Origin of the sequence: Ramlibacter sp. (assembly GCF_035554825.1) — a bacterium.
GTDB lineage: Bacteria > Pseudomonadota > Gammaproteobacteria > Burkholderiales > Burkholderiaceae_C > Ramlibacter.
The window spans coordinates 1-26,525 of the sequence record NZ_DATMHS010000153.1; the positions used below are offsets into that span (position 1 = coordinate 1).

The 26,525-nt window shown below is 68.5% G+C and carries 27 protein-coding genes and 1 pseudogene; 8 read left to right on the forward strand and 20 right to left on the reverse strand.

The genetic code is table 11. From position 1 onward, the window contains the following. A partial coding sequence (gene purB, locus VNT59_RS19315; RefSeq protein ID WP_325501145.1) for an adenylosuccinate lyase occupies positions 1-1,133 on the forward strand: 1,133 nt, incomplete at its 5' end. Between the two features lie 40 nt (positions 1,134-1,173). Then, positions 1,174-1,734: a YaeQ family protein gene (locus VNT59_RS19320; RefSeq protein ID WP_325501147.1), complete on the forward strand. Its 561-nt coding sequence runs from the start codon at positions 1,174-1,176 to the stop codon at positions 1,732-1,734. Positions 1,735-1,744: 10 nt separating this feature from the next. Here VNT59_RS19320 and VNT59_RS19325 read toward each other — a convergent pair whose 3' ends face one another. Next, complete coding sequence (locus VNT59_RS19325) at positions 1,745-2,047, reverse strand: DUF2007 domain-containing protein (protein ID WP_325501149.1); 303 nt, start codon at positions 2,045-2,047, stop codon at positions 1,745-1,747. Between the two features lie 4 nt (positions 2,048-2,051). Continuing rightward, positions 2,052-2,477 (reverse strand): DUF3717 domain-containing protein, encoded by a 426-nt coding sequence (locus tag VNT59_RS19330; protein WP_325501151.1) that lies wholly within the window; start codon positions 2,475-2,477, stop codon positions 2,052-2,054. A 360-nt stretch (positions 2,478-2,837) separates the two neighbouring features. Between VNT59_RS19330 and VNT59_RS19335 the strand changes: the two genes are divergently transcribed. The 3 genes from VNT59_RS19335 to VNT59_RS19345 are packed head-to-tail and all read left to right on the forward strand — an operon-like array spanning position 2,838 to position 4,440. Continuing rightward, positions 2,838-3,560 (forward strand): TerC family protein, encoded by a 723-nt coding sequence (locus VNT59_RS19335; protein WP_325501153.1) that lies wholly within the window; start codon positions 2,838-2,840, stop codon positions 3,558-3,560. Between the two features lie 33 nt (positions 3,561-3,593). Beyond that, complete coding sequence (locus VNT59_RS19340; protein WP_325501155.1) at positions 3,594-4,052, forward strand: hypothetical protein; 459 nt, start codon at positions 3,594-3,596, stop codon at positions 4,050-4,052. A gap of 34 nt (positions 4,053-4,086) precedes the next feature. After that, the gene (locus tag VNT59_RS19345) at positions 4,087-4,440 is read left to right on the forward strand and encodes a phage holin family protein (protein WP_325501188.1); all 354 of its coding nucleotides are present in this window, start codon (positions 4,087-4,089) and stop codon (positions 4,438-4,440) included. Here VNT59_RS19345 and VNT59_RS19350 read toward each other — a convergent pair. Further along, a complete protein-coding gene (locus tag VNT59_RS19350; protein WP_414708422.1) occupies positions 4,408-5,919 on the reverse strand; it encodes a M48 family metalloprotease in 1,512 nt (503 codons plus the stop codon). The genes VNT59_RS19345 and VNT59_RS19350 overlap by 33 nt on opposite strands. Positions 5,920-5,966: 47 nt before the next feature. Between VNT59_RS19350 and moaC the strand changes: the two genes are divergently transcribed. Further along, positions 5,967-6,452: a cyclic pyranopterin monophosphate synthase MoaC gene (moaC, locus tag VNT59_RS19355; protein WP_325501157.1), complete on the forward strand. Its 486-nt coding sequence runs from the start codon at positions 5,967-5,969 to the stop codon at positions 6,450-6,452. Between the two features lie 4 nt (positions 6,453-6,456). On the opposite strand, the gene VNT59_RS19360 is transcribed toward moaC, so the two are convergent. Both VNT59_RS19360 and VNT59_RS19365 read right to left on the reverse strand, forming a co-directional pair. After that, a complete protein-coding gene (locus VNT59_RS19360; RefSeq protein WP_325501159.1) occupies positions 6,457-8,052 on the reverse strand; it encodes a PglL family O-oligosaccharyltransferase in 1,596 nt (531 codons plus the stop codon). 14 nt (positions 8,053-8,066) lie between these two features. Next, positions 8,067-9,146: a glycosyltransferase family 9 protein gene (locus VNT59_RS19365; RefSeq protein WP_325501161.1), complete on the reverse strand. Its 1,080-nt coding sequence runs from the start codon at positions 9,144-9,146 to the stop codon at positions 8,067-8,069. 100 nt (positions 9,147-9,246) lie between these two features. On the opposite strand from VNT59_RS19365, the gene VNT59_RS19370 reads away from it, so the two are divergent. Further along, the gene (locus VNT59_RS19370) at positions 9,247-10,251 is read left to right on the forward strand and encodes a glycosyltransferase family 9 protein (protein ID WP_325501163.1); all 1,005 of its coding nucleotides are present in this window, start codon (positions 9,247-9,249) and stop codon (positions 10,249-10,251) included. Here VNT59_RS19370 and VNT59_RS19375 read toward each other — a convergent pair. From VNT59_RS19375 to sucC, 13 genes are all read right to left on the reverse strand, one after another. Continuing rightward, entirely contained in the window at positions 10,191-11,297 is a 1,107-nt protein-coding gene (locus VNT59_RS19375; protein ID WP_325501165.1) for a glycosyltransferase family 2 protein, read from the reverse strand. The genes VNT59_RS19370 and VNT59_RS19375 overlap by 61 nt on opposite strands. Before the next feature lie 17 nt (positions 11,298-11,314). Further along, a complete protein-coding gene (locus VNT59_RS19380) occupies positions 11,315-12,016 on the reverse strand; it encodes a glycosyltransferase family 2 protein (RefSeq protein WP_325501192.1) in 702 nt (233 codons plus the stop codon). 85 nt (positions 12,017-12,101) lie between these two features. Then, positions 12,102-13,307, reverse strand: a complete 1,206-nt coding sequence (locus VNT59_RS19385; RefSeq protein WP_325501167.1) for a hypothetical protein — start codon at positions 13,305-13,307, stop codon at positions 12,102-12,104. After that, positions 13,304-14,128 carry a hypothetical protein gene (locus VNT59_RS19390; protein ID WP_325501168.1) on the reverse strand — a complete coding sequence of 275 codons (825 nt, stop codon included), beginning with the start codon at positions 14,126-14,128 and terminating at the stop codon, positions 13,304-13,306. The genes VNT59_RS19385 and VNT59_RS19390 overlap by 4 nt, the downstream gene beginning before the upstream one ends. A gap of 2 nt (positions 14,129-14,130) precedes the next feature. Then, on the reverse strand, positions 14,131-15,309 hold the full coding sequence (locus VNT59_RS19395) for a glycosyltransferase family 2 protein (protein ID WP_325501170.1): 1,179 nt from the start codon (positions 15,307-15,309) through the stop codon (positions 14,131-14,133). Positions 15,310-15,389: 80 nt separating this feature from the next. Further along, positions 15,390-15,872 (reverse strand): pilin, encoded by a 483-nt coding sequence (locus VNT59_RS19400; protein WP_325501172.1) that lies wholly within the window; start codon positions 15,870-15,872, stop codon positions 15,390-15,392. A 166-nt stretch (positions 15,873-16,038) separates the two neighbouring features. After that, positions 16,039-18,444, reverse strand: coding sequence for a GspE/PulE family protein (locus VNT59_RS19405; RefSeq protein WP_325501174.1), 2,406 nt, complete (start codon positions 18,442-18,444; stop codon positions 16,039-16,041). Beyond that, the gene (locus tag VNT59_RS19410; RefSeq protein WP_325501175.1) at positions 18,441-19,232 is read right to left on the reverse strand and encodes a 3',5'-cyclic-nucleotide phosphodiesterase; all 792 of its coding nucleotides are present in this window, start codon (positions 19,230-19,232) and stop codon (positions 18,441-18,443) included. Before VNT59_RS19410 ends, VNT59_RS19405 begins: the two co-directional genes overlap by 4 nt. A 171-nt stretch (positions 19,233-19,403) precedes the next feature. Beyond that, positions 19,404-20,069, reverse strand: coding sequence for an FHA domain-containing protein (locus VNT59_RS19415; protein ID WP_325501176.1), 666 nt, complete (start codon positions 20,067-20,069; stop codon positions 19,404-19,406). Positions 20,070-20,117: 48 nt separating this feature from the next. Further along, positions 20,118-20,903: a Stp1/IreP family PP2C-type Ser/Thr phosphatase gene (locus tag VNT59_RS19420; protein ID WP_325501194.1), complete on the reverse strand. Its 786-nt coding sequence runs from the start codon at positions 20,901-20,903 to the stop codon at positions 20,118-20,120. 483 nt (positions 20,904-21,386) lie between these two features. Beyond that, positions 21,387-22,076, reverse strand: a complete 690-nt coding sequence (locus VNT59_RS19425; protein ID WP_325501178.1) for a TerC family protein — start codon at positions 22,074-22,076, stop codon at positions 21,387-21,389. A 122-nt stretch (positions 22,077-22,198) separates the two neighbouring features. Continuing rightward, positions 22,199-23,092: a succinate--CoA ligase subunit alpha gene (gene sucD, locus VNT59_RS19430; RefSeq protein ID WP_325501180.1), complete on the reverse strand. Its 894-nt coding sequence runs from the start codon at positions 23,090-23,092 to the stop codon at positions 22,199-22,201. Positions 23,093-23,109: 17 nt separating this feature from the next. Next, entirely contained in the window at positions 23,110-24,273 is a 1,164-nt protein-coding gene (gene sucC, locus VNT59_RS19435; protein ID WP_325501182.1) for an ADP-forming succinate--CoA ligase subunit beta, read from the reverse strand. Between the two features lie 157 nt (positions 24,274-24,430). Between sucC and argC the strand changes: the two genes are divergently transcribed. After that, positions 24,431-25,351, forward strand: a complete 921-nt coding sequence (gene argC, locus VNT59_RS19440) for an N-acetyl-gamma-glutamyl-phosphate reductase (protein ID WP_325501184.1) — start codon at positions 24,431-24,433, stop codon at positions 25,349-25,351. A 121-nt stretch (positions 25,352-25,472) separates the two neighbouring features. Here argC and recX read toward each other — a convergent pair whose 3' ends face one another. Further along, complete coding sequence (recX, locus tag VNT59_RS19445; protein ID WP_325501186.1) at positions 25,473-25,925, reverse strand: recombination regulator RecX; 453 nt, start codon at positions 25,923-25,925, stop codon at positions 25,473-25,475. Further along, positions 25,926-26,525: pseudogene (recA, locus tag VNT59_RS19450) on the reverse strand (recombinase RecA); the annotation flags it as partial.

A 26,525-nucleotide genomic window follows, 5' to 3' on the forward strand; every position in this document is an offset into this window, starting at 1 on the left:
AGATCGAGAAGACCACCAACCACGACGTCAAGGCCGTGGAGTACTGGATCAAGTCGAAATTCGAGGCCCGGCCGGAACTGCGGGCGGCCGGCGAATTCGTCCACTTCGCCTGCACCAGCGAAGACATCAACAACACCAGCCACGCCCTGCAGCTCAAGGGGGCGCGCGAGCACGTGATCCTGCCGGCGCTGGACAGCCTGCTGGCGACCCTGCGCCGGATGGCCCACGAGCACGCCGACGTGGCGATGCTCAGCCGCACCCACGGCCAGACCGCCAGCCCGACGACCGTGGGCAAGGAGATCGCGAACGTGGCGATGCGCCTGGCGGCCGCCCGCGACAGGGTGGCGGGGGTCAAGCTACTGGCCAAGATGAACGGCGCCGTCGGCAATTACAACGCCCATCTGGCCGCCTGGCCCGATTTCGACTGGGAGGCGTTCAGCCGCAAGGTGGTCGAGACGCCGGAGCCGCTCGGCCTGGGGCTCACCTTCCAGCCATACAGCATCCAGATCGAGCCGCACGACTACATGGCCGAGCTGTTCGACGCCGTGGCCCGGACCAACACCATCCTGGTCGACTGGTGCCGCGACATGTGGGGCTACATCAGCCTCGGCTACTTCAAGCAGCGCCTGCGCGAAGGCGAGATCGGCTCGTCGACCATGCCGCACAAGGTCAACCCGATCGACTTCGAGAACGCCGAGGGCAACCTGGGCCTGGCCAATGCGCTGCTGCGCCACCTCTCGGAGAAGCTGCCGGTCTCGCGCTGGCAGCGCGACCTCACCGACTCGACGGTGCTGCGCAACATGGGCGTGGCGCTGGGCTACGCGACCCTGGCCTACCACTCGCTGGGCATCGGGCTGGCGAAAGTGGAACTCAATCGCGCCGCGATCGACGAGGACCTCGACGCCGCGTGGGAAGTGCTGGCCGAGCCGATCCAGACCGTGATGCGGCGCTACGCGGTGCCAGGCGCCTACGAGAAGCTGAAGGAAGTCACCCGCGGCAAGACCGTGCGGGCCGAGGACCTGCACGCGCTGATTCGCTCGCTGGAGATCCCCGCCGCGGAGCGGGAGCGGCTGCTCGCGCTCACGCCGGCCACCTACATCGGCAAGGCCGCCGAGCTCGCGCGCCGGGTCTGAGCATGCACGTGCCGCATCCGGTCGCCCGCGGGGAGCGCGCGTGGCGCTGAAGTCGACCATCTTCAAGGCGCAGCTGGCGATCGCCGACATCGACCACGGCTACTACGCCGACCACAGCCTGACCCTGGCGCGCCATCCGAGCGAAACCGACGAGCGCATGATGGTGCGGCTGGCCGCGCTGGCGCTGAACGCGCACAAGCTGCAGACCGAATGCGGCGGCGACGGCACGCTGGCCTTCGGCGCGGGGCTCTCCAACCCGGACGAGCCCGACGTCTGGCTGCGCGACTTCACGGGCGCCACGCGGCTGTGGATCGAAGTGGGCCAGCCCGAGGAAAAGCCGCTGGTGCGCGCCTGCGGCAAGTCGGACCAGGTGCTCGTCTACTGCTTCCACCATGCGGCGGAAGTCTGGTGGCGCGGGATCGAAGCGAAGCTCGCCCGCCTGCGCAACCTGGGCGTCTACCGGATCCCGGCCGCCGGCTCGCAGGAACTGGCGCAGCTGGCGCAGCGCTCGATGCAGTTGCAGGCCACGATCCAGGAAGGCGCGCTCACGCTGGGCGACGAGCGGGCCAGCGTGCACCTCGAACCGCTACGCTGGCAGTAGCCGGACCGCCTCACGCCGGCATCGGCCGGCCGCAGTTCCAGCACTGGTCGAAGCCGCCTTCGACCAGTTCGCCGCAGGCGCAGACCCAGCGCCGCTGCGGCACCCGCGCCAGCTCGCGCAGGAAGGTGCGCGCCTCGCGCTCCTGCCGGTCGTCGACCAGCCAGACCTCGGGCAGGCACTGGTCGGGCGGCAGTTCCCCGGCCACCGCGCCCAGGTAATAGCGCTGCACGGAGGCGTCGAAGCCGGCCTGCCGCAGCGCGTCCACCCAGAGCGTCGCGATCGCGATGTTGGGAGCGCGGGTCAGGCGCAGCATGGGGTCACTCCCGCCAGGGGCCGGCTTGCCCGGCGGCCCGCTCGGCGTAGCGGTTGAAGCGCCAGGCCACGCCGTCGCTGGTGATGCGCCACCAGACGTGGCGCTTCTCGGCCGGCGTCAGGGACGGCCAGTGCTGGACCTCGTCGAAGGTCCGGCCGCAGCCCTTGCAGACGTCGTCGCCCTGGGCGGTGGAACAGATCGCGATGCAGGGCGTGTCGGGCGTGGTGTCGTACCAGGCCAGCCAGGCGGCGCGCGCCGCGGCCGACAGCGCCGCCTCGTCCACCTGCGCGGCGCGGCGCAAGGCCAGCAGCGCATACACCTCGGCCAGCGCCGCCAGTTCCGGGGCGATCGCCACACCGTCGGGCGAGGGCCGGCGGGCGCGCCAGAAATTGATGGCGGCCTCGAGGTCGGTGAGATGGATGACGGCCACTTTCTCTCGGACTGCAGAGCGACCGGGTCATCATAGCGCCCGTCCTACACGCGAACATCGTGCTTGTGTTGTAATCGCAGCACGAAGGGGAGTAGCTCCCACCCTGATGGTGCAAAGGGAGGGTGACCGGACAACCGGGCACTTGCAGCATCAGGTCACGGCAGGTCGTCAATACGGGGCAAAGCCCCCGGCCTGTCGGGCACATATTCGCATGACTCCATGCCGAGCAAGACCTTCGATTGAAACCTGAACCAGGTTCGGTCGGACGTGCTCGCATGCCTCGCAGGCATTCGCCCTGCGGCAGGCTCGGCTGACCGTTTCCTGGTCCAGGTTCCTGATCGAACCTATCTGGAGCTGGACATGGAGTTTTTCTCTGCTGCCTGGTGGTCGGCGCTGCTGGCCATCATTCTCATCGACCTGGTGCTGGCGGGCGACAACGCGATCGTGATCGCGCTGGCCGCGCGCAACCTGCCAGCCAAGCTGCAACGCAAGGCCATCGTGTGGGGCACGGTGGGCGCGATCGTCGTCCGCTCGGCGATGACCGTGGGCGTGGTGTGGCTGCTCAAGATTCCCGGGCTGATGCTCGTCGGCGGGCTCGGGCTGGTCTGGATCGCCTACCGCCTGCTCGCCGACCAGGACAGCGGCGAGGAACACGGCCCGGTCGCCGCGACGTTCTGGGGCGCCATGAAGACGATCGTGGTGGCCGACGCGCTGATGGGCGTCGACAACGTGCTCGGCGTGGCCGGCGCCGCGCACGGCGAGCTGGACCTGGTCATCATCGGCCTGCTCGTGAGCGTGCCGATCGTGGTGTTCGGCAGCAGCGTGGTGCTCAAGCTCGTCGAGCGCTTCCCGATCATCATCCAGGCCGGCGCCGCCGTCCTGGCGTTCACCGCCGCCAAGATGATCGTCGGCGAGCCCCTGCTCGACGCCGTGTTCGACCATTCGCTCGCGCGCTGGGCCACCTACACCGTGGCCGTCGCCGGCGTGCTGCTGGCCGGCTGGCTGCAGTCGCGGCGCCAGAACGATCGCCACCGGGACGACGACGACCCGCGCGGCGGCAACCGGGCCGGCCACGTCGCCTGACCCACCCTCAGTTCACCACCAAGGAGACCTCGCATGGAAAAGATCATCGTGTACCTGGACGACGCGTCCTACGCACAGCAACAACTGGTGCCCATGAGGAGCGGCACGCCGGCCAGCGCGGGCACGACGCATTGGGTGCTGGTCGCGTGCGCGCCGCGCATGACGCAGCGCATCGGCAAGTGGGTGAGCCACAGCGCCCGCGAGAAGTGGCGCGCCCAGTGGTCGGCCAAGCTGTTCGCCCGGATCGAACCGGTGCTGCAGTCGGGGGGCGACCGGGTGACGACGGTGCTGGCCAAGGGCCCGCTGCCGGAGCTGACGCGCAAGCTGCTGGCGCAGCACGGCGCCTGCCGCGTGCTCGACGCGCGGCGGCCCAAGTTCGGGCAGGACCTGCAACCGGTCACCGCGGACCAGCCGGCCAGCACCGAGGGCCGCTGGCAGTTGCCCGGCGCCGTGGCCAGCATGGGTGCCGCACTGGTGCTCGCCGCCGAATAGGAGGCCCGCGGCCGGTGCTATGCTGCCGGCCATGATGAAGCTTCTGGCGAAGTGGCTGCTCAGCGCCGCGGCGCTGCTGCTCGTGGCTTCGGTGTACGGCGGCGTGCAGGTCCAGACCTTCGGGGCGGCGTTGATCGCCGCCTTCGTGATCGGGCTGCTGAACACCGTAGTGCGGCCGGTGCTGCTGGTGCTGACGCTGCCGGTCACGCTGCTCACGCTGGGCCTGTTCCTGTTCGTCGTCAACGCCCTGATGTTCTGGGCCGCGGCGGCGGTGCTGGACGGGTTCCAGGTGCGCGGCTTCCTCGGCGCGCTGGTGGGCTCGCTGCTGTACTCCGCGCTGGGCGTGGTGATCGAGTCAGCGCTCGAGCGACTGTTCCCGAAGGAGTGACTCCACCTGGCGCGCCCGGGTGTCGATGATCGACGCCTCGATGTGGTCGCCGCGACCCGGCGCGCCGCGCCGCGCCACTTCCTGCGCCGCCTTGAAGCGGTCCAGGGCCGCCTGGTAATCCAGGTGCGCCACCTGGGCCTCGGCCTCGGCGCGAATCGATCGCATCGACTGCCCCTGCGCCGCGTAGGCACTCGCCAGCAGTTGCCACGCCTGGGCGTCGCGCGGATGGAGCGCCACCCAGGTCTGCAGCCGGTCGGCGACCTGCGCGGCCCGGCCGCGCTCGATGCCGGCCCGCGCGGACAGCAGCAGTTCGGGCCGCCTGGCGCCGGCTTCCGGCAGCGCCAGGGCGCGTGACGGGTCGCCCGCGCGCAACGCGATCTCGCTGGCGAGCAGCCCGGCCAGGCGCGCCGCCTCGGCGTCGCCGGCCACCAGCGCCGGCAACTTCGCGGCCAGCCGTCCGGCCGCGGTGAAGTCGCGCAGGTTGGCGGCGGCCAGGGCAGCGGCGTACACGGCGGTCACGTCGCGAGCCGTCGCCGGCTTGGCGGCGGCCAGCGCCTGGCCGTCGTTGACATAGCTGCGCAAGGTATCCACGCCGGGATTGGACAGGACGCGGGCGCGGCCGACCATCATGGCGTGCACCAGGTCCGGCCCGGCCGGCGCCGTGCGGGCGACCAGTTGCTGGCGCGACTGCATGTCGGCCATCCGCTCGGTGGTCATGGGGTGGGTGCGCAGGTAGGGGAAGCTGCCGTTGTCGTTCAGCCGCGACGCCTGCTGCAGCTTCTCGAACATGGCGACGAATCCCTGGGGCTGGAAACCGGCCTGCGTGAGCACGCCGTAACCGATGCGATCGGCCTCGCGCTCCATGTCGCGCGAGAAATTGAGCTGGTTCTGCATCGCCAGGGCCTGCCCGCCCGTCACGAGGGCGTTGGCCGCCTCGGGGTTCTTGCTGGCCGCGATCGCGCCCAGGATCATGGCCCCGATCACCCAGGGCGCCTGCCGCTTTTCCTGCGTCATCAGCCGCGAGATGTGGCGCTGCGTGACATGACTGAGTTCGTGCGCGAGCACCGAGGCCACTTCGTCGCGACTGGCGGTGACGTTGATCAGCCCCAGGTGCAGCCCGAGCCAGCCGCCCGGCAGGGCGAAGGCATTGATCGAGCGGTCCTTGCCGAGCAGCACCTGCCAGGCAAACCGCTCGTCGAGTTCGGCCGTGAGCTCGCCGCGGGCCCGGGCGGCGGCCAGCAGGCGGCTCCAGATGCCGTGCACGTATTCGTCGAGCACCGCGTCGTCGAGGTAATCGGGATCCCGGTACAGCTCGCGCGCGATGCGCTCTCCGAGCTTGCGCTCGGTGGTGGAGGTCATGTCGCTGCTGTCGCCGAGGGTGGGGATCTGGGCGGGCGCGGGCTGCGGCGGCAGCACCGCCAGCAACGCAACGCCCAGGGCCGCGGCCGCTGCGCCCACCCGGTCTTTCCAGTTGCTCATGCCCGTATGATGCTGCAACCACGTAAATCGTTCGTGTTGCTGCACAGATGAGCTCCCTGACCCACTTCGATGCGCAAGGACAGGCCCATATGGTCGATGTCGGCGGCAAGGCCGCGACGCGCCGCGTGGCGGTCGCGACCGGCCGCATCGAGATGCGCCCGGAGACCCTGGAGATCATCGAGGCGGGCACGGCCAAGAAGGGCGACGTGCTGGGCGTGGCCCGCATCGCCGGCATCCAGGCGGCGAAGAAGACCAGCGACCTGATCCCCCTGTGCCATCCCCTGGCGCTCACCCGCGTGGCGATCGAGTTCCTGGTGGAGAAGGCCGTCGGCGGCCACGCCGCGGTAGCCTGCACCGCCACCGTCGAGACCGTCGGTCCCACGGGCGTCGAGATGGAAGCGCTGACCGCCGTCCAGGTGGCCCTGCTGACGATCTACGACATGTGCAAGGCCGTGGACCGCGGCATGACGATCACCGGCGTGCGCCTGCTGGAAAAGCAGGGCGGCAAGTCGGGGCACTACGTGGCGGCGTGAACCCCTAGCGTCGGATCGGAACGCGGTTGGCCTCGCTCCAGGCGGCGTAGGCATCGGGAAAGGCCGCGCGGAAGCGCGCCAGCTGCGCCAGCGCCACGTCGTCGCGCCCCAGCAGCAATGCGCTCTCGAGCAACTTCTCGATCACCCGCGGCTCCGGCGAGTAGTGCAGCAGCTCGCCGGCGGTTCGAAATGTCCAGGCGGCGTTGTCGCGTGTCAGCGGGGTGAGCGTCAGCTGCGCGAAGCGCACCGGGCCGCGGAACAGCCAGTCGTCCTGCAAGCGCGCCAGCGGCTCGTGACGCCATGCGGCCGCGCGCCGCTCGGACGGCAGGTAGATCTGGCTGGCGCGCCAGTAGTCCCAGACCGCGCCGCCAGCGAGGGCGATGGCCGCTGCCGCCACCACCATCGGCGCGACGCGCTCCTCGGAAGCCGGCCCCTTCGGCGCCGGCCAGAGCAGCCCCAGCGCCGCTCCGAACGCCATCTGGAACGGTCCGTACCAGAGCGGGTACTCCAGCATGCTGTGCGCGGCCAGCACCAACAGCACGGCCCAGGCGAGTTGCCGCGTGTCGTCGGCCTCGCGCCACGGACGCGCGCGGGCGATGGCCCACACGACGACGCCGCAGAGGACCAGCGCCGCCGGCAGCCCGAGTTCGACGGCCACATGCAGCGGCAGGTTGTGTGCGTTGTCGAGGATGTCGCAGAAACGCGGGCCCTGGTACAGCGTCGTGTAATGCGCGAAATCCAGCTCGCCCCAGCCCCAGCCGAGCCAGGGCCGCAGCGAGATCAGGTGCGCGACGTTCGACCAGAGGACGAGGCGGCTGCCGCAGGGGTCGCTGCCGGCCACCCGCATCCACAGCGGGTTCGTAGCCGAGCCGGTGACGGCCTGTGCCAGCACGGGCAAGGCGACCGCCGCCAGCGCATAGACGGCGAGCGCGGCAAGCCACAGCCTGGTGCGTTCCGAACGGGCGCCGGTCCACCACCAGGTCGCGACCCCCAGCAGCAACAGTTCGAGCAAACCCGTCCGCGAGGTGGTGGCGGCATTGCCTGCCGCCAGCCACGCCATCGCGGCGATGGCCGGCCAGCGGCCGAGGCCTCGCCCCGCCAGCCACAGCGCGGCGGCCATGCCGATCGTCGTGAGCGAAGCGAACTGATTGCGCTGGCGCAGGTTGGCGAAGGCCTCGTGGCTGGCCGACGCATTCACCCATGGCTCGAACCGGTCGGCCAGGGCGAAGTACTGCAGCAGCGCCGCCGCCGTGCTGACCAGCGCGGCGACGAGCCAGGCGGTCGCGACGAACCGGACCACGGCGCCGCCCCGCGCCCGCGGGTCGGCGCAGGCGGCCATCATCCATATGAGCAGGCACCCGCCTGCCAGCGCCAGCGTTTCGGGCGTGAGCCCGCTGCGCACCAGCGGCCACGCGGCCAGCGCCCCGAGCAGGGCACCCAGCCCGGGGTGCGGCAGGGCCGGCGCCTGCAGCCCGAAGGCGACGGCGCCGCAGATCGCGCTGAACAACCACGGCGCGACCCAGGAGGACGGGCCCCCCGCGTAAGGGTTGAGCCACGGCAGGGCGGCGACCAGGGCGGCCATCGCCAGGCGCAGCGGCATGGGATTGGCTGCGTTCACCTGAGGACGGCGCGCAATGCTGCGAACACCTCATCGACCTCGATCCGTTCCATGCAGTTCACCGGCCCCCGTGGGTACTCGAAACCGAGGTTCAGGAACTCGCATCCGGCATCGGCCGGCGGCGCGATCGCGACGCTGCGGGCGCCCAGCGGTCCCCAGCGACGGCGGCTGGTCGGACCGTGCAGCGCCACCAGCGGGACATCCAACAGCGCGGCGAGGTGCATGACGCCGGTGTTGACCGCCACTACGGCGGCGGCCCCGCGCAGCACGCCGGCCAGTTCGGCGAGCGACACCTCGCCGGCAATGGAAGCGACCGGCGACGCGCTCCCGCAGGCAGCGGCCAGCGCGGCCGCCCGGGGCCGGTCCGCGGGGCTGCCGGACACCAGCACCGACCAGCCCAGACCGCACGCCCGCGCGATCAGGTCGCTCCAGCGCGCGAGCGGCCATTCCCGGTCAGCGCACCGGAACCCGCTGGCCCACGGATGCACCACGATGTAGGGTGCCCGCGCGGCGATCGGCGCCGGCGCCGGCTCCACCGCCTTGAGCGCCCGCCCTGGCGGCAGCAGCCGCACGCCGGCAATGGGCGCGAGCAGCCGCCGGAAGTTCTCCAGCTCGTGCACGCCCGCGTCGTGCGCCACGGCCGTGTCGTAGGCATGGTGCCGCGACTGCCCCGGGGTGGCGAACCCGATCGTGTGCCGGCTGCGCGACGCCGCGCACAACGCCGCGTACCACCGCGGCCACTGGCCAATGTCGATCATCACGTCCACCGGGATGCTGCGCACCGCCGCCAGCGCGCGGCGCGGCCGGGTCAGCGGCACGTCGACGACGGTGTCGATCCCCTGGAACAGCGCCAGGATGCCGCGGTTGCCGCGCGATGCGAAGACAGTCAGCCGGCCATCGGGGAAACTGGCGCGCAGGCTCGCGACCAGGGCGCCGGCGAGCAGCGTGTCACCGATGGTTTCGAACATCATCAGCCCGAAGTGCTGCGGCGCGGCCGGCAGCGCGCGCTTGCGGCGGCATGCACCCCACAGCCACAGCAGCGGCGTGCCGGCCGCGCGGTCGATGAGGCGCGGCATCGCGCTCTCTCTGATGGAGGACAGGGTGGACGGCATTGGCTGCAGCGCGATTGTGCCAGTGCGCCGAGCCTTGCCGGCCGTCGCCTATAGTCCGGGATCTATGGTGTTTCCACGCGATCGGAGCCAGCCGCCCAGGACCGTGCTGCTGTGGAAGATCGGCGCGCTCGGCGACGTGCTCATGACAACGCCGCTGCTGCGCCAGCTGCGCGCGGCGCTGCCGAACTCGCGGATCGACTATCTGACCGGCAACGGCTGCATGGCGGTGCTGCAGGGCAATCCTCACATCGATCAGGTGCTCGGATTCGACGAAAGCATCCTCTACGCAGGGCAGGTGGCCCGAGCCGCGACGCTGTTGCCGCTGCTGCGCGGCTACGACGCGATCTTCGTGCTCGACAAGCACTGGATCTTTTCCCTGCTGGCGTGGCTGGCCCGGGCGCCCATGCGGGTCGGATTCTCCCGGCGCTGGCACGAGGGCGCGTTGCATACGCACCGAGTGCCCTATGGCGCACTGCGCCACGAGATCGACTACTACCTCGATCTCGCAGCCGTCCTGCAACTACCGGTCGACCGGGCCGACACGCGGCTCCAGTTGCCCGTCGGCGAGCCGTTTTCGCTGCCGGAACCCTATGTCGTTCTGGTGAACAGCGGCGGCGACAACCGCAACGAGCGCTCGAGCGTCAGACGATTGCCGCCCCCGCTGTTCGACGAGCTCGTTGCGTCATGCAGTGGCCGGGCAACGCTCGTGTTCCTCGGCACCCAGGCCGAGAGCGCGCAGTACGAGCGCTACGCGAGCCGCACGGCGCTGAATCTGTGTGGCCGCACCAGCCTGCGCCAGGCGTGGACGGTGCTCCAGCGCGCGCAGGCCGTCTACACCACCGATACCGGGCTGATGCACATGGCCGCCGCCGTCAATGCCAATGTCACGGCAATCTTCGGCCCGACGCATCCGCTTCGCAAATGTCCCCCGGGCGCGCGCTGGGTCGGCAGGGACGAAGCCCTGTACCGGCCCGATTACGAATTGTTCGGGCGCGTTCCTGCTGCGCGCTATTTCCGCACGTTGCGAGCCGAGGACATCCTCGAACGGGCCCAACCCGGTCCGCTCTGAGCACGTTCGAGCCGCCGGGCGGTCGCTTGCGGCGCGCGCAGCCATTGCGCGGGCGAGAACATGAGGCGCACCACCAGGCCTGCGCGCGCGATCTCGCAGTGAAGCATGCGATCGAGCACCACCAGCCACAGGCTGAGCCAGACAAGCGGCACCAGCACCGGCCAGAACTTGCGCGTGATGCGCAGCCGGTTGACCACGCCGTATCGCTCCGACAGCAGGGACTTGCGGCGAACGCCGCCGTGCGATCCGGTACTCGCGCCCTCCTTGTGAAATACGCGGCTGCCCAGCGCCACCACCGGACGCAGACCGGCCCGCCGGCCCCGCTCCACCCAATCCATCTCTTCGTAATACAGGAAGTAGCTGTCGTCCATGGGGCCAACGCGGTCCAGGTAGTCCTGCTCCACGAACAGAGAGGCCCCGACCGGATAGTCGATATCGAGGCACACCTTCTTCGCCGCGTCGCCTGCGGCTGTCTGTCGAAGGTGCCAGCCGACGCCCAATGCCTTGCGGTAGATGCCGCCGATCGCCTGCACCTCGTGCGGCGGCTCCCACTCCAGCAGCACCGAGCCGCACAGGCCGGCGTCAGGCACGGCGTCCTTGGCCGCCACCAGCGCAGCCAGCGCCTGCGGCTCCACGCGGACGTCGTTGTTGAGGAGCCAGAAACTGCCCGCGCCAAAACGCTCGGTGCCCCAGCGAATCCCGGCGTTCAGGCCACCGGCATACCCCAGGTTTTCGCCCAGGCACAGGAGGTCGACCGAACGCACGAAGCCGGCGCCGCCGGCGCACGGCTCGAAGCACCAGGCCTGCAGGGCCGCGTTGGCCGGTCTCGTCCCGGCGCCCCTCCACAGGTCCTCCAGCCAGCGGGCCAGCTGCGCGGCCGAGTCGTCGCTCGATCCGTTGTCGCAGACCACCACCCGCAGCGGATTGCCGCGCACGGCGAGCAGGCTGCGCAGGCAGTCGACTGTCTCGCGCCAACCATTCCAGTTCACGACCACGGCGCAGACGGGCCGCGCGGGGTCGGGCTCGGCCGGCCTCTCTGCGAGCATTGTCCGCGGCTCCATGGTCAGCCTTGGTGCGGAGGGAGCTTTTCAGGACGCAGCTTCCTGTAGCCGCGCCACAGGCATGCGGCGGCCGGTCCCAGGTACCGCCCGATGATCGCTGCGTGGACCCGGTGGAACTGGGTGTCTCTGGACCGGAACGACAGGCCGGTGCCCGCATACCAGGCCACCGGCACCGGGAAATAGGCCACCCGCGCGTGTCCCGGCTCCCACAGCACGCGGATATTGAGCAGGTGATCGGCCTGCACTCGCAACTTCCGCAGGAAGGGCCCATGCTGCAGCACCGTGGCCCGCGAGTACAGGATTCCTTGCTGGCACACGTTCTTGATGAGAAGCAGCCACTTCAGGGGCCGGCCGCGCCGCACGCCCTCGTCGCCCCAGTAGACGTCGCAAAAGAGCGCGCGGGGGCGAGTGGTCTGCAACAGCGCCGCCGCCTCGCCCATCGCCGGCAGGACGATGTCGTCCTTGCCGAGGAAATACACGAATTGCCCCAGGCTCGCCGCCACGCCGTCATTCATGGCCCCGTAGACGCCGCGTCGAGTCTCGGCCACCACTCGCACGCCCGGGTAGCAGTCGAGGCCCTCGCGCAGATGGTCCGCCGGCAGCACGAGCACGATCTCGCACGTGCCGGGGTCCGGGAACACCAAGCGGACCGAATCGAGGCAGCGTCGCAGTTCCGCGTCGGGGCGCAGCGCCGGGACGATCACGCTCAGCAACGGAGGCTCGTCCCGTGCCGGACGATCGCGAGTGGGCGGTACTGTGCGCGCGTGCATGGACTCGGCTCGGAACCCCTCAGATCTCGCGTTCCCACGGCAAGCCGGTGCGGCCGCGGATCCGCTCGCAATCCATGCTGAACTTGTCGGCGAGCACGGCGTCGATGGTCCCGAGCTGCACGGGATTGAGCGCGCGGAAGTACTTGTACCAGACCCGCTCGTCGTTGAGAACGTACACCCTGAAGTCGGATCCGGGGTAGGCCCGCACGACGCCGGCCGGAATGTGCAGGCTTGCGGCGGCGTCGCCGGGCGGGAAGATCCGCGGGCACATGCGCTCCAACTTGGCGAAGACCTCCTGGCTGCGCGGGGGGATCGGCGTCGCCTCGGCCGCCGTCGTGTTCGCGTGACGCGCCAGCGGGCACACCCAGAAGCCGTGCACCGCGCGAGCAGCGCCCGCGGCTTCCCGCTTCTTGTGGACCGCCAGGGCAGCCATGCCCCCGGATGGCAGCAACCGGCACTGCGCCAGGTTCTCGATCGAAAGCCCCTGCCGCGCCAGCAGCCCGTCGATGGCCTGCGCCAGGGCGGCGCCGACGCGATCGCCATCCTGGCCACCGGGGACGGTGGGGAACAGCACCTTCAACACGCCCGGTGCCGCGATCAGCGCTTGCGCTCGCAGGCTGTCTGCGGACTTGTCGGCGAGCCCGCGCTGCGTGGAAATGTTGATCCACCGGGACGCCGGATGGAATCGCGGCGCAACGATCGAGTACGAGATGCTCGACAGCGTCACATAGGTGGCCGGTTGCGCCGCCAGGTCGGCAGGCACCTCGATCGGAAAGGCGGGCCCGTCGCCCCACGCCAGATGGCCCCAGGTGCGCCACGGCTCGGCGGCCTGGATCAGATAGCCCTGCCAGACGACCATGGCGAGGACCAGCGTCAAACGGAATCTCCTGCTGGCCGGAACGGCATGGGCCAAACCGATGGAGAGCGGGCCGGCGACGAGCAGAAAGGCAATGAAGTAGCGACCGTTGCCGGTCGAGGCGAGCCACGGGACGAACGCGGCGAGCGTGAGCGCCAGCAGCACCGTTGTCGGCGCTGCAAGGCGGTTCTCGTGCCGCCGCCGCGCGGCGACGACTGCCGCGACGAGGCCAACGACGGCAAGCACCAGAATGAATACGAACCGGAAATCGGGCGCGATGATCTCGACGTAGACAGCGCCGTCCGGCGACGCCATGGCGAGTGGGCGCATGATGGCGTCGCGCCAGGTGTCCGGCACGAATCTGATCATGGCCGCCACCCCAGGTACGCGCGCAGCGGGCCGAACCAGTTTTCGCAAAACGGGTACAAGGGGTTGCCGTAATGAGTCCACAGCTGCCAACCCCACCAGCCATAGAACAACGCGAACCCGGCAACGGTCGCGGCGCAGCCCCAAGCCACATGGACGAGCCGCTGCCGAAGTCCCCTGCCATGCATGCACCACGCCAGCGGGAGCACCAGGGCCAATGGGCCGTTGCTGAACTTGAAGGCGACTGCGGCACCCGCGCACAGTCCGGACAGCAGCAGCGTCCTGCGCACCGGCAAGCGGCGCCGCGACGCGGACTCGAGCGGCGCAATTGCCAGCGCGATGGCCCAGACCAGCGGAATCGCCGCGAGCAGGTCATTCGAGGTGGAGTCGAAGAGCGACAGGACGACGCCAGTGAGGAACGCGAGCGCCACCGCGAGCCAGCGCATCGCCACGCCGTACCAGGAGGCTTCGGGCACGCCGGCGCGGGCGAGCATCCAGAGGGGCGGCACGGCCACAAGGTTGAACAGCACGAGCAGCACGCCCGCCGACGGTCCGCTCCAGCCCGCGCTCACGAGCTTGTAGAGCGGCCAGTACAGGTAGGGATACTGCGTCGACTGTCCGGAGGCCGCCTGAAAGTCCCGATCGAAGCGCAGTTCGTCCGCGATCCAGCCGAGATAGACGTGATGATTGAGCGCGTCCCAGCCGAGCCCGATCCCGCCCAGTGCCAACGGAACCGCGGCGAATGCGCAGGCCGACACGAGCAGCAGCACGATGAGCTCGGTTCGCCCCGAGGGCGCGGGAAAACCGGTGTTGCCGCGGGGCATGGTCAGTTGCTCCGTGCCGAACGCCAGCAGAAATTGAGCGCGCCCGCAAAGAAGGAACCGATGGCCGCTTGCATCCCGCATGCCATCAGCGTCACCGCCGGAATCGCGTAGCGCATGGTCTCGACCGGGTTCAGCGCGCCGAATCCACGGCGCCCCCAGTCGAACGTCAGCCAGAGCGACCACACCAGGCCGGTGGCAAACAGCGCGAGGCCCAGCATGAGTCCGTTCTCGATCTTGAAGGTCGAGGCCCACCGGCCCATCCACGTGGGCTCGGGCACGAGGCCGGCGACGACGGCGATCCACTTGCTCAGGAAAGCGAACACGATGAACTGCAGCCCAAGAATCGTCGCGCCGGCGAGATAGAGCAATGTGTGAATGCCGAATGGCAATCCGCCGGGCCCCTGCGGCAGGGCCGCTCCCAAGACCAATCCGGCGAAGCCGAAGGACAGCAGCGCCGCACCGGGATAGAGGAACAGCCAACGCGGGCAGAACAGCAACAGGAAGCGCAGGTGACGCCACCCGTCTCGCCACGTGCGGAGGTGGGACGGACGGCCGCGATCGTCGGGACGCAAGGTGGTGGGCACCTCCTCGATGCGCAGCCTCGCCAGGGCGGCCTTGGCGACCAGTTCGCTGGCGAACTCCATGCCTGGCGTGATCAGACCGAGTCGAAGGACGGCCTCGCGTGAGAAGCCGCGCAGCCCGCAGTGAAAGTCGCCGATCTTGGTGCGGAAGAACAAGCGGCCGATGAAGCTGAGGACAGGGTTTCCGATGTACCTGTGCAGCGCGGGCATCGCATCAGGCGCGATCCCGCCGCGGAATCGGTTGCCCATCACCAGGTCGGCACCGGCGCGCAGCTTGGCCACGAAGCCGTCGAGCTCGGCGAAGTCGTAGCTGCAATCGGCGTCCCCCATGATGATGAAACGGCCTTCGGCGGCTGCGACGCCGGCCATCAGGGCCGCGCCGTAGCCTCGCTGCGGAACCCGGATCACCCGGGCGCCCGCTGCGCCGGCGATCTCCGCGGACCCGTCGTTCGACCCGTTGTCCGCCACGAGAACCTCGCCTCGAACACCGGCGCGCTCCATGAAACTGCGCGCCGCCTGCACGCATGCGCCCACCGTCCTGGCCTCGTTGAGGCACGGCATGAGTACCGTCAGTTCTGGGGGTGCGGCGGCCACGATCACTTCATCGACATGCTACGAGCCAAATGAAACGAGCGGCCGCGAGGCCGCTCGTTCAGGTGCTACCTTAGATCAAACCGGGATCAGGAACCACGGCACGAACCCGGCAGGAACTTGGCCGGCATGTCATCGGGGCTGGCAGCCGGGCCGCAGATCCACTTGAACACCGGCGAGCCCATGTGGTTGGTCGTGGCGGGGTTCTTGGCAACGGTGTCGCTGTGGTACGGCGTCAGCGTGATCTTCTTGCCGTCGATGTTGGTGTCACCGAAGCCGGTGGCTTCAACCGTGATCACGCCCGACGTGTTCGTGTGGATGCTGGCGACGTACTTGCTCGCCTGGGAGGTGGATTCGCACCCCCAGCCGTCAGCGGTCGGCGTCGACGAGCCGGACTGGTAGACCTCCGTGATGGTCGTGCGGCAGGCCGACGCGGCCAGCACCACTTCGGACATCTTCGCCCGCTTGGTGTAGTCCTGGTAAGCCGGCAGGGCCACCGCGGCCAGAATACCGATGATCGCAACCACGATCATCAGTTCGATGAGGGTGAAACCCTGTTGCATACGCTTCATATTTCCTCCGAAAGTGAAAGAAGCGGCTGAGTTGTGCAATTGCTGTGCCAAGTGCGGGTTTAGAACTTTGGGTCTCTTTTTCGATCGCGCTTTGCCGGGAGATGCCAAAATCGGGCCAACCCTTCCAAGCTCATCCGACAATTTTGTCAGATGAGCTGGGCTCAGGTCACTTGATGCACACGGCCCGGACCTGCTTGAGGTCCGTGAGACCCAGCATCACCTTTTCCATGCCGTCCATCTTGAGCGTGCGCATGCCGGCCTCGATGGCGGCGGCAAACAGGTCGGCCACGCGGGCGCGCTCCTGCACCAGCCGCTTCAGCTGGTCGTCGGCCACCAGCAGCTCGTGCAGGCCGAGCCGGCCCTTGTAGCCGGTGTGATTGCACCGCTCGCACCCGCCGGCCTGGTGGAACTTCAATCGACCCTCGTGGCCGTACAGGCGCACCCATTGCTCGTACAGCTTTCGCGCCTCGCCTGCGTAGTCGGCCTTCCAGGCCGACGTGTTGCGCAGTTCCTCGGCGTACTCGGCGATGAACAGCTTCAGCTCCTCCTGGTCGGGCAGGTATTCCCGCTTGCAGTCGCACAGCTTCTTGGCCAGCCGCTGCGCCAGGACGCCCAGCAGGGCGTCGGCGAAGTTGAACGGGTCCATGCCCATGTCCAGCAGTCGGACGATCGACTCGGGCGCGGAATTGGTGTGCAGCGTCGAGAACACCAGATGGCCCGTCAGCGATGCTTCGATGCCCATCGCGACGGTCTCCTGGTCGCGCGATTCGCCCACCATGATGATGTCTGGATCGGCTCGCAGGAAGGCCCGCATCACCAGCGCGAAGTCGATGCCCGCCTTCTTGTTGATCTGGACCTGGCGCAATCCCTTCTGCGTGATTTCCACCGGATCCTCGGCGGTCCAGATCTTCGTCTCGGGCGTGTTGAGGAACTTCAGGATCGAGTGCAGCGTGGTCGTCTTGCCCGAGCCGGTCGGCCCGCACACATAGAACAGGCCGTACGGCTTGCTCACCGTCTTCTCCAGCCGCTGCCGGTTGTGGTCCGTCAGCCCCAGCCTGTCCAGCGGGATCGGCTCACCCGCGGCCAGGATCCGCATCACAACGTCCTCCACGCCGCCGGCGGAGGGGATCGTCGCCACCCGCAGCTCGATGTCCAGCGGGCCGAACTTCTTGAACTTGATCTTGCCGTCCTGGGGCTTGCGCTTCTCGGAGATGTCGAGGTCGCACATGATCTTCAGGCGCGTCACCAGCGCCTGCCTGAAGTGCGACGGCACTTCGATGTAGGGCTGCAGGCTGCCGTCGACGCGAAACCGGATGCCGGTTTTCGCCTTGCCCGGCAGCGGCTCGACGTGGATGTCCGATGCCTTCTGGTGGTAGGCGTCGATGATCACCTTGTTGACGAACTTCACCAGTTCGTTGTCCGCGGCGGCCGTGACGAGCGCGGATTCGTCGGCGCCCTCCTCCTCGGTCGGCGTGCTGAGGTCGGCCAGCAGGTCGTCGATCGACGCCTCGTGCTCGCCCCCGTACAGCTGCGCGAGGGTCTGCTCGAACTCGGACTGGGTCGTCACCCGGTAGGCGAACCTGGTGACCCGCGGGAGCACCTGCGGCACGACGCGCGAACCGCGCACGGCTTCGGGGTCGATGCACACGATCACCAGGCCCTCGGGCGACTCCTCGAGCGGGATCCAGCCCTGCTCCTGCACGAATTCGCGTTTGAGCAGGCCCTGCAATTGCTCGGAGCGGATCCGCCCGGCATGGAACGGTTCGTACGGCACGCCGAAGAACTTCGACAACGACGCGCCGATCTGCGCCGGCCGGATCTTGAAGCTGGCCATCAGCAGGCGCTCCACCGGTTCGCCCTGCTGGCGCGCGCTGCGGATGCATTCCTGCAGTTCGGCGGCAGTCACGATGCCGTCGCTCACCAGGCTGTCGTACTTGGTCGCCCGCCGCCGGCGGTCGTCGGCCTCCTTCCGCATGCGCTGGCGGATGGCCGTGGCCAATGTCCTGCACAGCTGGGTGGCGCCTTCCACCTCGAGTTCGCCGAACGGCACGTCGTTCTTGTTGTTGATCACCTGCAGCACGCCGTGCAGGTGCTCGCCGTCAGTGATCGGCAGGACCAGCATCTGCCGGGTGCGATAGCCCGAGCGCTTGTCGACTTCCTTCAGGAAGGTGAGCGCCGGGTCGATGCGCTTGAGCGCCTCATCGTCGTAGACATCGGCGACGTTGACAATCTCGCCGCTCAGCGCCGCGTAGCCGGCCAGGCTTTGCGCGCTGATCGGCAGCTTCAGTTCGCGGCTGGTGTTCAGTCCGGTCTTGATCTTGGAGACGATCGCCGTTCGGTCCTCGTTGACCGCATACAGCGTCAGCCGATCGGCGTTGAGCAGCTTGCAGATGTCCTGGCTCGCCTCGAACATGATCTGCTCGACGTTCTCGGTATCGTGGATGCGCGTGGCGACCTGTTGCAGGCGCCGGTAGAACAGCACCTCGAACGACACGCCGCGCTTGTCGGCCGGGAGCTGCTGCGATTCAAGGAACGCCAGTTCCGAATCGCGCGCTTGCGGCAGCGCGCTCACAGCTCGAATTCCTGGCCGGCCCGGAGCCAGCGGATGTCGTGGGCCACGTTCGGGCCCACGGGCTGGGCCCGATCGAATCCCTGGATTTCGCTCATGATCAGGTCGGTTTCCGCCGGCTTGGTGTGCATGATGAAGATCGGATAACGCTTGTTCTGGTCGATGTGATCGAGCTCGTGTGCCAGCGCCTGCGGCGACAGGTGCAGGCTGCGCGCCGCCAGTTCGCGCTCGCGGTTGCTGAAGGCCGTCTCGATGACCAGCGCCGCCACCTCGAGTTCGTTGAGACGGCGCCAGAACGCCGGATTGCGCTCTGTATCTCCGGTGAACACCCAGCAGCCCCGCCGGCTGCTGACGGCATAGCCCACGGCCGGCACGGTGTGCACCGCCGGCAGCACCTCGATGTGCTTGTCGCCCAGCTGCAGGATGTCGCCGACCTCGAGCTCGGTGAAGCGCACGAACGGTGCGTCGGGCGACGGGATGCGGGTGAAGTCGGGCCAGATCACGTCGTTGAATACATGCGCCTTCAGCGCGGCGATGGTGCCGGCCAGCGCGTGCACCTCGATCGGCTGGCGCAGGCCGGACGCAATCGCATCGAGCATCAGCGGCAGCGCCGCGATGTGGTCCAGGTGCGAATGGGTCAGGAACACGTGGCGGATGCCCCGCATCTCCTGGAGCGTGAGGTCGCCGACGCCGGTGCCGGCATCCACCAGCACGTCGCCGTCGATCAGGAACGAGGTGGTCCGGCAGTCCTTCGCGATGGCGCCGGAGCAGCCCAGCACGCGCACCTTCATGTCATCCCCCGGCCGCCGGCAGGTCCGGCGCCGTCGCGCCGGGCGCGAAACGAACGTGAGCAAGGCGGCACCATGTCTTCCTCGCTTGGTCTGAAGTCGCTCATGCGGGTCGCGCCGGGCTCGTGAGGCAGCGTGTGAAGGCAGTCCGGCGGCGCCCACGCCATCGCGGCGTCAGCTCTGCACGAACTGCATCTGCGTGCCGGCGAGTTCGAGCAAATCGCCATGCCGCAGCGGAACCGGTTCGGCGCCGACGGCCGTCCCGTTCACGGTGGGCCGGCTCGCGCCTTCGACATGCGAGACAACGAAGCCGTGCGGCCGCTTGGTGATCGACGCCACCGCGACGCCGGGCTTGCCGATGGTGGTCACCACCTTCACCAGCGGCACCTCGCGGCCGGCGGCGGCGCCAGACAGGACCTTGATGGCGCCCTGCAGCGGCGCCTGGTCGGCGTGCCCGGCGGCCGTGGCAGGGGCCGCCGGCGCGGGTTGCGCGGACAGCGTTCCGACAGCGCCCGGCTTGACGATCATCGTCTTCTCGAAGCTCGCCCCGGGCGCTTCGTTGATGTACTTGATCTTGTACTTGCCGATCTCGACGGTGTCGGCATTGTGCAACACCTGCTTCTTCACGGCCTTGCCGTTCACATAGGTGCCGTTGGTGCTGTTGAGATCCTCGAGCGCCACCTCGTTTCCGTTCATCAGCAGCACCGCATGCTCGCCACTGACCGCGAGGTTGTCGATCACGATGTCGTTGTAGGGCCGCCGACCCAGCGTCGTGCGGTCCTTGCTCAGCTGCACTTCCTTGATGACGACACCGTCGATCGAAACGATCATTTTCGGCATGGTCCGCTCCTGTCTGTATGGCTCATTCGGGGGTACCGGTGGGTCGGGTCATTTTCCCAGCAATCGCGACATGAGGCCCCGCTTTCTGGAGCCTTCGCCGGCCAGCGCCAGCAGCACCGAGATGTTGTCGCGGCCGCCATTGGCGTTGGCCGCGGCAATCAGCTGCGATGCCTTGTCCTGCAACGAAGCCTCCTGCCGCAGAATCGCCCCGATCCCCTCGTCGTCCACCATATCAGACAAGCCGTCGGAACACATCAGAAACAGGTCGCCGACTTCGACCTTCTGCTCCGTCACTTCGAGCAGCACGGTGTCTTCGACGCCGAGCGCGCGAGTGACCAGGTTCTTGTTGCTGGAGGTCGCGGCCTGCGCCGGCGTGATCAGGCCGGCGTCCATCTGTTCCTGCAGCAGCGAATGGTCCTTCGTGACCTGCGCCAGTTCGGCGCCGCGCAGACGGTAGCAGCGCGAGTCGCCGATGTGCCCCAGCATCAGCCGGGCGTCCTGGAACACCCCGAGCACCAGGGTCGTGCCCATGCCGCTGTAGTGCGGATTCGAGTTGGCGGCGTTGAAGATCGACCGGTTGGCGTTGTCGACGCAGATCTCCATGGCCCGCCGCACCTCGCGCGCGTTGGCCTGCCGGCCCGCCTGCGACAACCAGCGCCCCAATTCCGACTTGATGAAGATCGTGGCCATGCCGCTGGCCACCTCGCCCGCGTTGTAGCCCCCCATCCCGTCGGCGAGGATGGCGAGCCGGGCGGGCTCGTCGATCGCCACCGAGTCCTCGTTGTTTTCCCGCGCGAGGCCGGGATCGGTCCCTGAGCAAAACTCGTAGTTCATACCTTGCCGGATCGGCCTTCGGGCCGCCTGATCTTCCCGGGTGCCGGGGGCGCCGGGTGCCGGCGGTCTCCCGGCAGCCTCGGTGCTGGCCACGCGCCCGCTTGCGCGACCGCTGGCATGTGGGGCCGCATCATAGCCGGCCGCCGCTTCGGGCTCACGGGAGAAGGGCGCGCGGGGTGGTCGAGGCGGCGGGGGCGGCGTGCAGCGCCGGCGCCGCGGCGGCGATCACAACGGCAACGAACCAGTCGGTGCGCCAGGAGCGCCCAGCGCCCCTGTCTTGCCGATGATGATGTGCTCACTGACGCGCCCTTCGTGCAGCCCGGACGTGATGCCAGCACGAGGGCACTGGCCGGCGCCCGCCGTCGCTGCGAACGGGCACAACCTGCCGGACGTTATCAGAGGCTCCGTGCAGGGACAAGCAACTTCGTCACACCAAAATACGACTTGTTGCAACCTCGGCCGGGCCCGCCACAGCCACGGACGCTAGGCGGTTTCGGTCCTGGCGCGGGCGCGCGCCTGCAGCGTCTTGCCGATCAGGACCACGAACGCCGCACCGGCGGCGGCGGCGGCGTAGTGCAGCCACGGGTTGGCCTGCAGGAAGTCGCGCAGGATGGTGTCGCTGACGATGGTCTCGCCGCCGACCCAGCCGATGAGGGCCGCGCCGAGCACGACGATGATCGGGAAACGCTCCATCAGCTTGATCATCAGGGTGCTGCCGAAGATCACCAGCGGGATGCTGATCGCCAGGCCGAGGATCAGCAGCAGCATGCTGCCCTTGGCGGCGGCCGCCACGGCGATCACGTTGTCCAGGCTCATCACGAGGTCGGCGATCAGGATGGTGCGCACGGCCGCCATCATCGATCCGTATTCCTTCGTCTCTCCCTCGCCCTCGTCTTCGTCCCCGAGCAGCTGGACGCCGATCCACAGCAGCAGCAGGCCGCCGACGATCTGCAGGTAGGGCAGCGCCAGCAGCGTGGCGGCCACGACGGTGAGGACGATCCGCAGCACCACCGCGGCGCCGGAGCCGAACAGGACGGCCTGCTTCTGCTGGTGCGGCGGCAGCGACCGCGCCGCCAGCGCGATCACCACGGCGTTGTCACCCGAAAGGATGATGTTGATCCAGATGATCTTGACCAGGCCGATCCAGAAATCGGGGCTCTGAAGGACGTCCATGCCTGTACTCCGTGCGTGCTATGTATGAAGAAAGCGCGAAAACCAGTCGTTTCCGCGCTTCCCTTTTTATTTGCTTCGGCAGTGTACGGCGGTCCGGCGCGCCGCCGCGTTCGTAATAGTGCTTACAGCAGCGTCTTCAGCAGCTTGCCCATCTCGGACGGATTGCGCGTCACCTTGAAGCCGCACTCCTCCATGATGGCGAGCTTGGCTTCGGCGGTGTCGGCGCCGCCGGAGATCAGCGCGCCGGCATGGCCCATGCGCTTGCCGGCGGGAGCCGTCACGCCCGCGATGAAACCGACGATCGGCTTCTTCATGTTGTCCTTGCACCAGCGGGCGGCGTCGGCCTCGTCGGGGCCGCCGATCTCGCCGATCATGATCACGGCGTCGGTGTCGGGATCGTCATTGAAGGCCTGCATCACGTCGATGTGCTTCAGGCCGTTGATCGGGTCGCCGCCGATGCCGACCGCGGTCGACTGGCCCAGGCCGATCTCCGTCAGCTGCGCCACGGCCTCATAGGTCAGCGTGCCGGAGCGGCTGACCACGCCGATGCGGCCCTTCTTGTGGATGTGGCCCGGCATGATGCCGATCTTGATCTCGTCGGGCGTGATGATGCCCGGGCAATTGGGGCCCAGCAGCAGCGTCTTCTTGCCGCCCTTGGCTTCCTTGGCCTTCATCTTGTTGCGCACTTCGAGCATGTCGCGCACCGGGATGCCCTCGGTGATGCAGATCACGAAGTCGAGGTCGGCGTCGACCGCTTCCCAGATCGCCGCGGCGGCGCCGGCCGGCGGCACGTAGATCACCGAGGTCGTCGCGCCGGTCGCCTGGCTGGCTTCCTTGACCGAGGCGTAGATCGGGATGTCGAAGATCTTTTCGCCGGCCTTCTTGGGGTTCACGCCGGCCACGAAGCAGTTCTTGCCGTTCGCGTATTCCTGGCACTTTTCCGTGTGGAACTGCCCGGTCTTGCCGGTGATGCCCTGGGTGATGACCTTCGTGTCTTTGTTGATGTAGATGGACATGGGTGTGATCCTGAGCGTTACGCGGCGACGGCAGCCACCACCTTCTGGGCGGCTTCGGCCATGGTGTCGGCGCTGATGATCGGCAGGCCCGACTCGGCCAGCAGCTTCTTGCCGAGCTCCTCGTTGGTGCCCTTCATGCGCACCACGAGCGGCACGCTCAGGTTCACTGCGCGGCAGGCCGTCACGACGCCCGTGGCGATGGTGTCGCAGCGCATGATGCCGCCGAAGATGTTGACCAGGATCGCCTTGACCTTGGGGTTCTTCAGCATGATCTTGAAGGCCTCGGTGACCTTTTCCGGCGTGGCGCCGCCGCCGACGTCCAGGAAGTTGGCGGGCTCGGCGCCGAACAGCTTGATGGTGTCCATCGTCGCCATCGCCAGGCCGGCGCCGTTGACCAGGCAGCCGATGTTGCCGTCCAGGCTGATGTAGGCCAGGTCGTACTTGCTGGCCTCGATCTCGGCGGCATCCTCTTCGTCGAGGTCGCGCAGCGCCACGATTTCGGGGTGGCGGAACAGCGCGTTGGAGTCGAAGTTGAACTTCGCGTCCAGCGCCTTGATGTTGCCGTTGCCTTCCAGGATCAGCGGGTTGATCTCGACCAGGCTGGCGTCGGTGTCCATGTAGACCTTGTAGATCTTCTTGAACACGTCCACGGCCTTGTCGGTGGAGGCAGCGGGCACGCCGATGCCGTCGGCCAGCTGCTTGGCCTGGGCGTCGGTGATGCCGGCGAGCGGGTCGACGAAGACCTTGATGATCTTCTCGGGCGTCTTGTGCGCCACTTCCTCGATGTCCATCCCGCCCTCGCTGGAGGCCATCAGGGCGACCTGCTGCGAGGCGCGGTCGGTGACGACCGAGACGTAGTATTCCTTCTTGATGTCGGCGCCGTCCTCGATCAGCAGCCGGCGGACCTTCTGTCCGGCGGCGCCGGTCTGGTGCGTCACCAGCTGCATGCCCAGGATCTGCCCGGCCAGCGCCTTGACTTCGTCGATCGAGCGGGCGAGCTTCACGCCGCCGCCCTTGCCGCGGCCGCCGGCGTGGATCTGGGCCTTCACCACCCAGACCGGGCCGCCCAGCTTCTGCGCGGCTTCCACCGCTTCCTGCACGGTGAAGGCCGGAATGCCGCGCGGCACAGGCACACCGAAGTTGCGCAAGATTTCCTTGCCTTGGTACTCGTGAATCTTCATCAGGTGTCTCTCGAGGAACGGGGGGTGTGCCCAATGACGGGCGGCCGAGCCCAGGCAGCGGGGCCTGCAGATGGCGGCCATGAACTGTATCATGGTGCATTGCACCAATCGGCCGCCCGGCCCCGCGGCGCCGGGGGCATTTGCACAGGATCAAGGAATGGCGAAGGTTTTCATCGACGGCGAAGCCGGCACCACCGGGCTGCAGATCCGCGAGCGGCTGGCCCGCATGCCGCAGGTGGAACTGGTCAGCATCGCGCCCGACAAGCGCAAGGACGCCGCTGCCAAGCGCGAGCTGATGGCCGGTGTCGACCTCGTGGTCCTGTGCCTGCACGACGACGCCGCGCGCGAGTCGGCGGCCATGATCGACGAGCTGGCACGCAGCGGCGCCCGCGCGCCCCGTGTCATCGACGCGTCGACGGCGCACCGCACCGCGGACGGCTGGGTGTTCGGGTTCGCGGAGCTGGCGCCCGGCCAACGCGAAGCGATCGCGGCGGCCCGGCGCGTCAGCAATCCCGGCTGCTATGCGACCGGCGCGATCGCGCTGCTGCGGCCGCTGGTGGATGCCGGCCTGCTGCCCAACGACTTCCCCGTGGCCCTGCCTTCGGTCAGCGGCTACTCCGGCGGCGGGCGCAGCATGATCGAAGCCTACGAGCAGGGCGAGGCGCCGCCGTTCGAGCTGTACGCGCTCGGCCTGAAGCACAAGCACCTGCCCGAGATCATGAAATACACGGGCCTCACCCGGCGCCCGATCTTCATTCCGTCGGTCGGCAATTTCCGCCAGGGCATGCTGGTGAGCCTGCCGCTGCATCTCGAATTCCTGCCCGGCCGGCCGGAGGCATCCGACCTGCACGACGCGCTGGCGCGCCACTACGCCGGCAGCGAGTGGGTCACGGTGGAGCCGCCGACGGAGAACGGCAAGCTCGACGCGGTCGCGCTCAACGACACCAACAAGATGGAGTTGCGCGTGTTCATGAACGAGGAAGCGCGGCACGTCGTGCTGGTGGCGCGCCTGGACAACCTCGGCAAGGGCGCGAGCGGCGCGGCGGTGCAGAACCTGAAACTGATGCTGTCGATCTGAAAGCGCGTGAGCGCCGTAGGGCTCGTTGACTCGCCAAGGCAGGCGCGGCCGAGCGCCGATCGAGCGGACGCGGACGCGCCCTTGCGCGAAGTTGTTGTGCGGCGGCTGCCCGCTGCAGGAATCAGTCGTCGTCCGCGTTGAGCACGCGGCGGATCGCATCCCCGCCGAAGCCGCGCGCCGCCAGGAAGCGCGCCTGCCTGGCGCGCTCCTGGGCGTCGGCGGGCACGACCCCGAACCGGCGCTGCCAGACCTCGCGCGCCCGCTGCACTTCGGTTGCCTTCAGGTGGGTGACCGCATCGGCGATCAGCGCCGCCGGAACGCCCTTGCCTTGCAGCTCCTGGCGGATGCGCGAGGCGCCCAGCCGCGACGCGCGCCGGTGCAGCACCGAATCGACGAACCGCTGCTCGTCGATGAAACCCTTGGCCTGCAGCTCGTCGAGCACGCGCCGCAGCTGGCCGGGCTCTTCCTCGTGCGGCGCGAGCTTGCGTTCGAGCTCGGCGCGCGAGTGCTCGCGATTGGCCAGCAGTCGCAGCGCGCGGCCCTTGAGCGACAGCTGCGCGCCCGGCGGCGGCATTCAGTCCTCCGCTGCGACGTCCGCCGGCAGCAGCGGAATGCCCAGGGATTCGCGGACCTTGTTCTCGATTTCGCGGGCGAGTTCGGGGTTCTCGCGCAGGAACTCGCGCGCGTTGTCGCGGCCCTGGCCGATCTTCTCGCCGCTGTAGGCGTACCAGGCGCCGGACTTCTCGAGGATGCGGGCGTTGACGCCCATGTCGATGATCTCGCCCTCGCGGCTGATGCCTTCGCCGAACAGGATGTCGAATTCCGCGGTCTTGAACGGCGAAGCGACCTTGTTCTTCACCACCTTGACCTTGGTTTCGTTGCCGATCGCTTCCTCGCCCTTCTTGATCGTGCCGGTGCGGCGGATGTCCAGGCGCACCGAGGCGTAGAACTTCAGCGCGTTGCCGCCGGTGGTGGTCTCGGGGCTGCCGAACATGACGCCGATCTTCATCCGGATCTGGTTGATGAAGATCACGAGCGTGTTGGTGCGCTTGATGTTGGCGGTGAGCTTGCGCAGCGCCTGGCTCATCAGGCGGGCCTGTAGGCCGGGGAGCTGATCGCCCATCTCGCCTTCGATTTCGGCCTTCGGCGTCAGCGCCGCGACCGAGTCGACGAC

Excerpts from the sequence above, each read along its gene's own strand:
- VNT59_RS19415 (WP_325501176.1), bottom strand. The coding sequence starts at position 20,069 with ATGCCGAAAATGATCGTTTCGATCGACGGTGTCGTCATCAAGGAAGTG.
- VNT59_RS19410 (WP_325501175.1), bottom strand. The coding sequence starts at position 19,232 with ATGAAGGTGCGCGTGCTGGGCTGCTCCGGCGCCATCGCGAAGGACTGC.
- sucC (WP_325501182.1), bottom strand. The coding sequence starts at position 24,273 with ATGAAGATTCACGAGTACCAAGGCAAGGAAATCTTGCGCAACTTCGGT.
- VNT59_RS19350 (WP_414708422.1), bottom strand. The coding sequence starts at position 5,919 with ATGAGCAACTGGAAAGACCGGGTGGGCGCAGCGGCCGCGGCCCTGGGC.
- VNT59_RS19325 (WP_325501149.1), bottom strand. The coding sequence starts at position 2,047 with ATGCTGCGCCTGACCCGCGCTCCCAACATCGCGATCGCGACGCTCTGG.
- VNT59_RS19365 (WP_325501161.1), bottom strand. The coding sequence starts at position 9,146 with ATGCCGCGCCTCATCGACCGCGCGGCCGGCACGCCGCTGCTGTGGCTG.
- VNT59_RS19385 (WP_325501167.1), bottom strand. The coding sequence starts at position 13,307 with ATGATCAGATTCGTGCCGGACACCTGGCGCGACGCCATCATGCGCCCA.
- argC (WP_325501184.1), top strand. The coding sequence starts at position 24,431 with ATGGCGAAGGTTTTCATCGACGGCGAAGCCGGCACCACCGGGCTGCAG.
- VNT59_RS19335 (WP_325501153.1), top strand. The coding sequence starts at position 2,838 with ATGGAGTTTTTCTCTGCTGCCTGGTGGTCGGCGCTGCTGGCCATCATT.
- VNT59_RS19345 (WP_325501188.1), top strand. The coding sequence starts at position 4,087 with ATGAAGCTTCTGGCGAAGTGGCTGCTCAGCGCCGCGGCGCTGCTGCTC.
- moaC (WP_325501157.1), top strand. The coding sequence starts at position 5,967 with ATGAGCTCCCTGACCCACTTCGATGCGCAAGGACAGGCCCATATGGTC.
- recX (WP_325501186.1), bottom strand. The coding sequence starts at position 25,925 with ATGCCGCCGCCGGGCGCGCAGCTGTCGCTCAAGGGCCGCGCGCTGCGA.
- VNT59_RS19360 (WP_325501159.1), bottom strand. The coding sequence starts at position 8,052 with ATGCCGCTGCGCCTGGCGATGGCCGCCCTGGTCGCCGCCCTGCCGTGG.
- VNT59_RS19370 (WP_325501163.1), top strand. The coding sequence starts at position 9,247 with ATGGTGTTTCCACGCGATCGGAGCCAGCCGCCCAGGACCGTGCTGCTG.
- VNT59_RS19425 (WP_325501178.1), bottom strand. The coding sequence starts at position 22,076 with ATGGACGTCCTTCAGAGCCCCGATTTCTGGATCGGCCTGGTCAAGATC.
- VNT59_RS19375 (WP_325501165.1), bottom strand. The coding sequence starts at position 11,297 with ATGCTCGCAGAGAGGCCGGCCGAGCCCGACCCCGCGCGGCCCGTCTGC.
- VNT59_RS19340 (WP_325501155.1), top strand. The coding sequence starts at position 3,594 with ATGGAAAAGATCATCGTGTACCTGGACGACGCGTCCTACGCACAGCAA.
- VNT59_RS19420 (WP_325501194.1), bottom strand. The coding sequence starts at position 20,903 with ATGAACTACGAGTTTTGCTCAGGGACCGATCCCGGCCTCGCGCGGGAA.
- VNT59_RS19390 (WP_325501168.1), bottom strand. The coding sequence starts at position 14,128 with ATGCCCCGCGGCAACACCGGTTTTCCCGCGCCCTCGGGGCGAACCGAG.
- VNT59_RS19400 (WP_325501172.1), bottom strand. The coding sequence starts at position 15,872 with ATGAAGCGTATGCAACAGGGTTTCACCCTCATCGAACTGATGATCGTG.
- sucD (WP_325501180.1), bottom strand. The coding sequence starts at position 23,092 with ATGTCCATCTACATCAACAAAGACACGAAGGTCATCACCCAGGGCATC.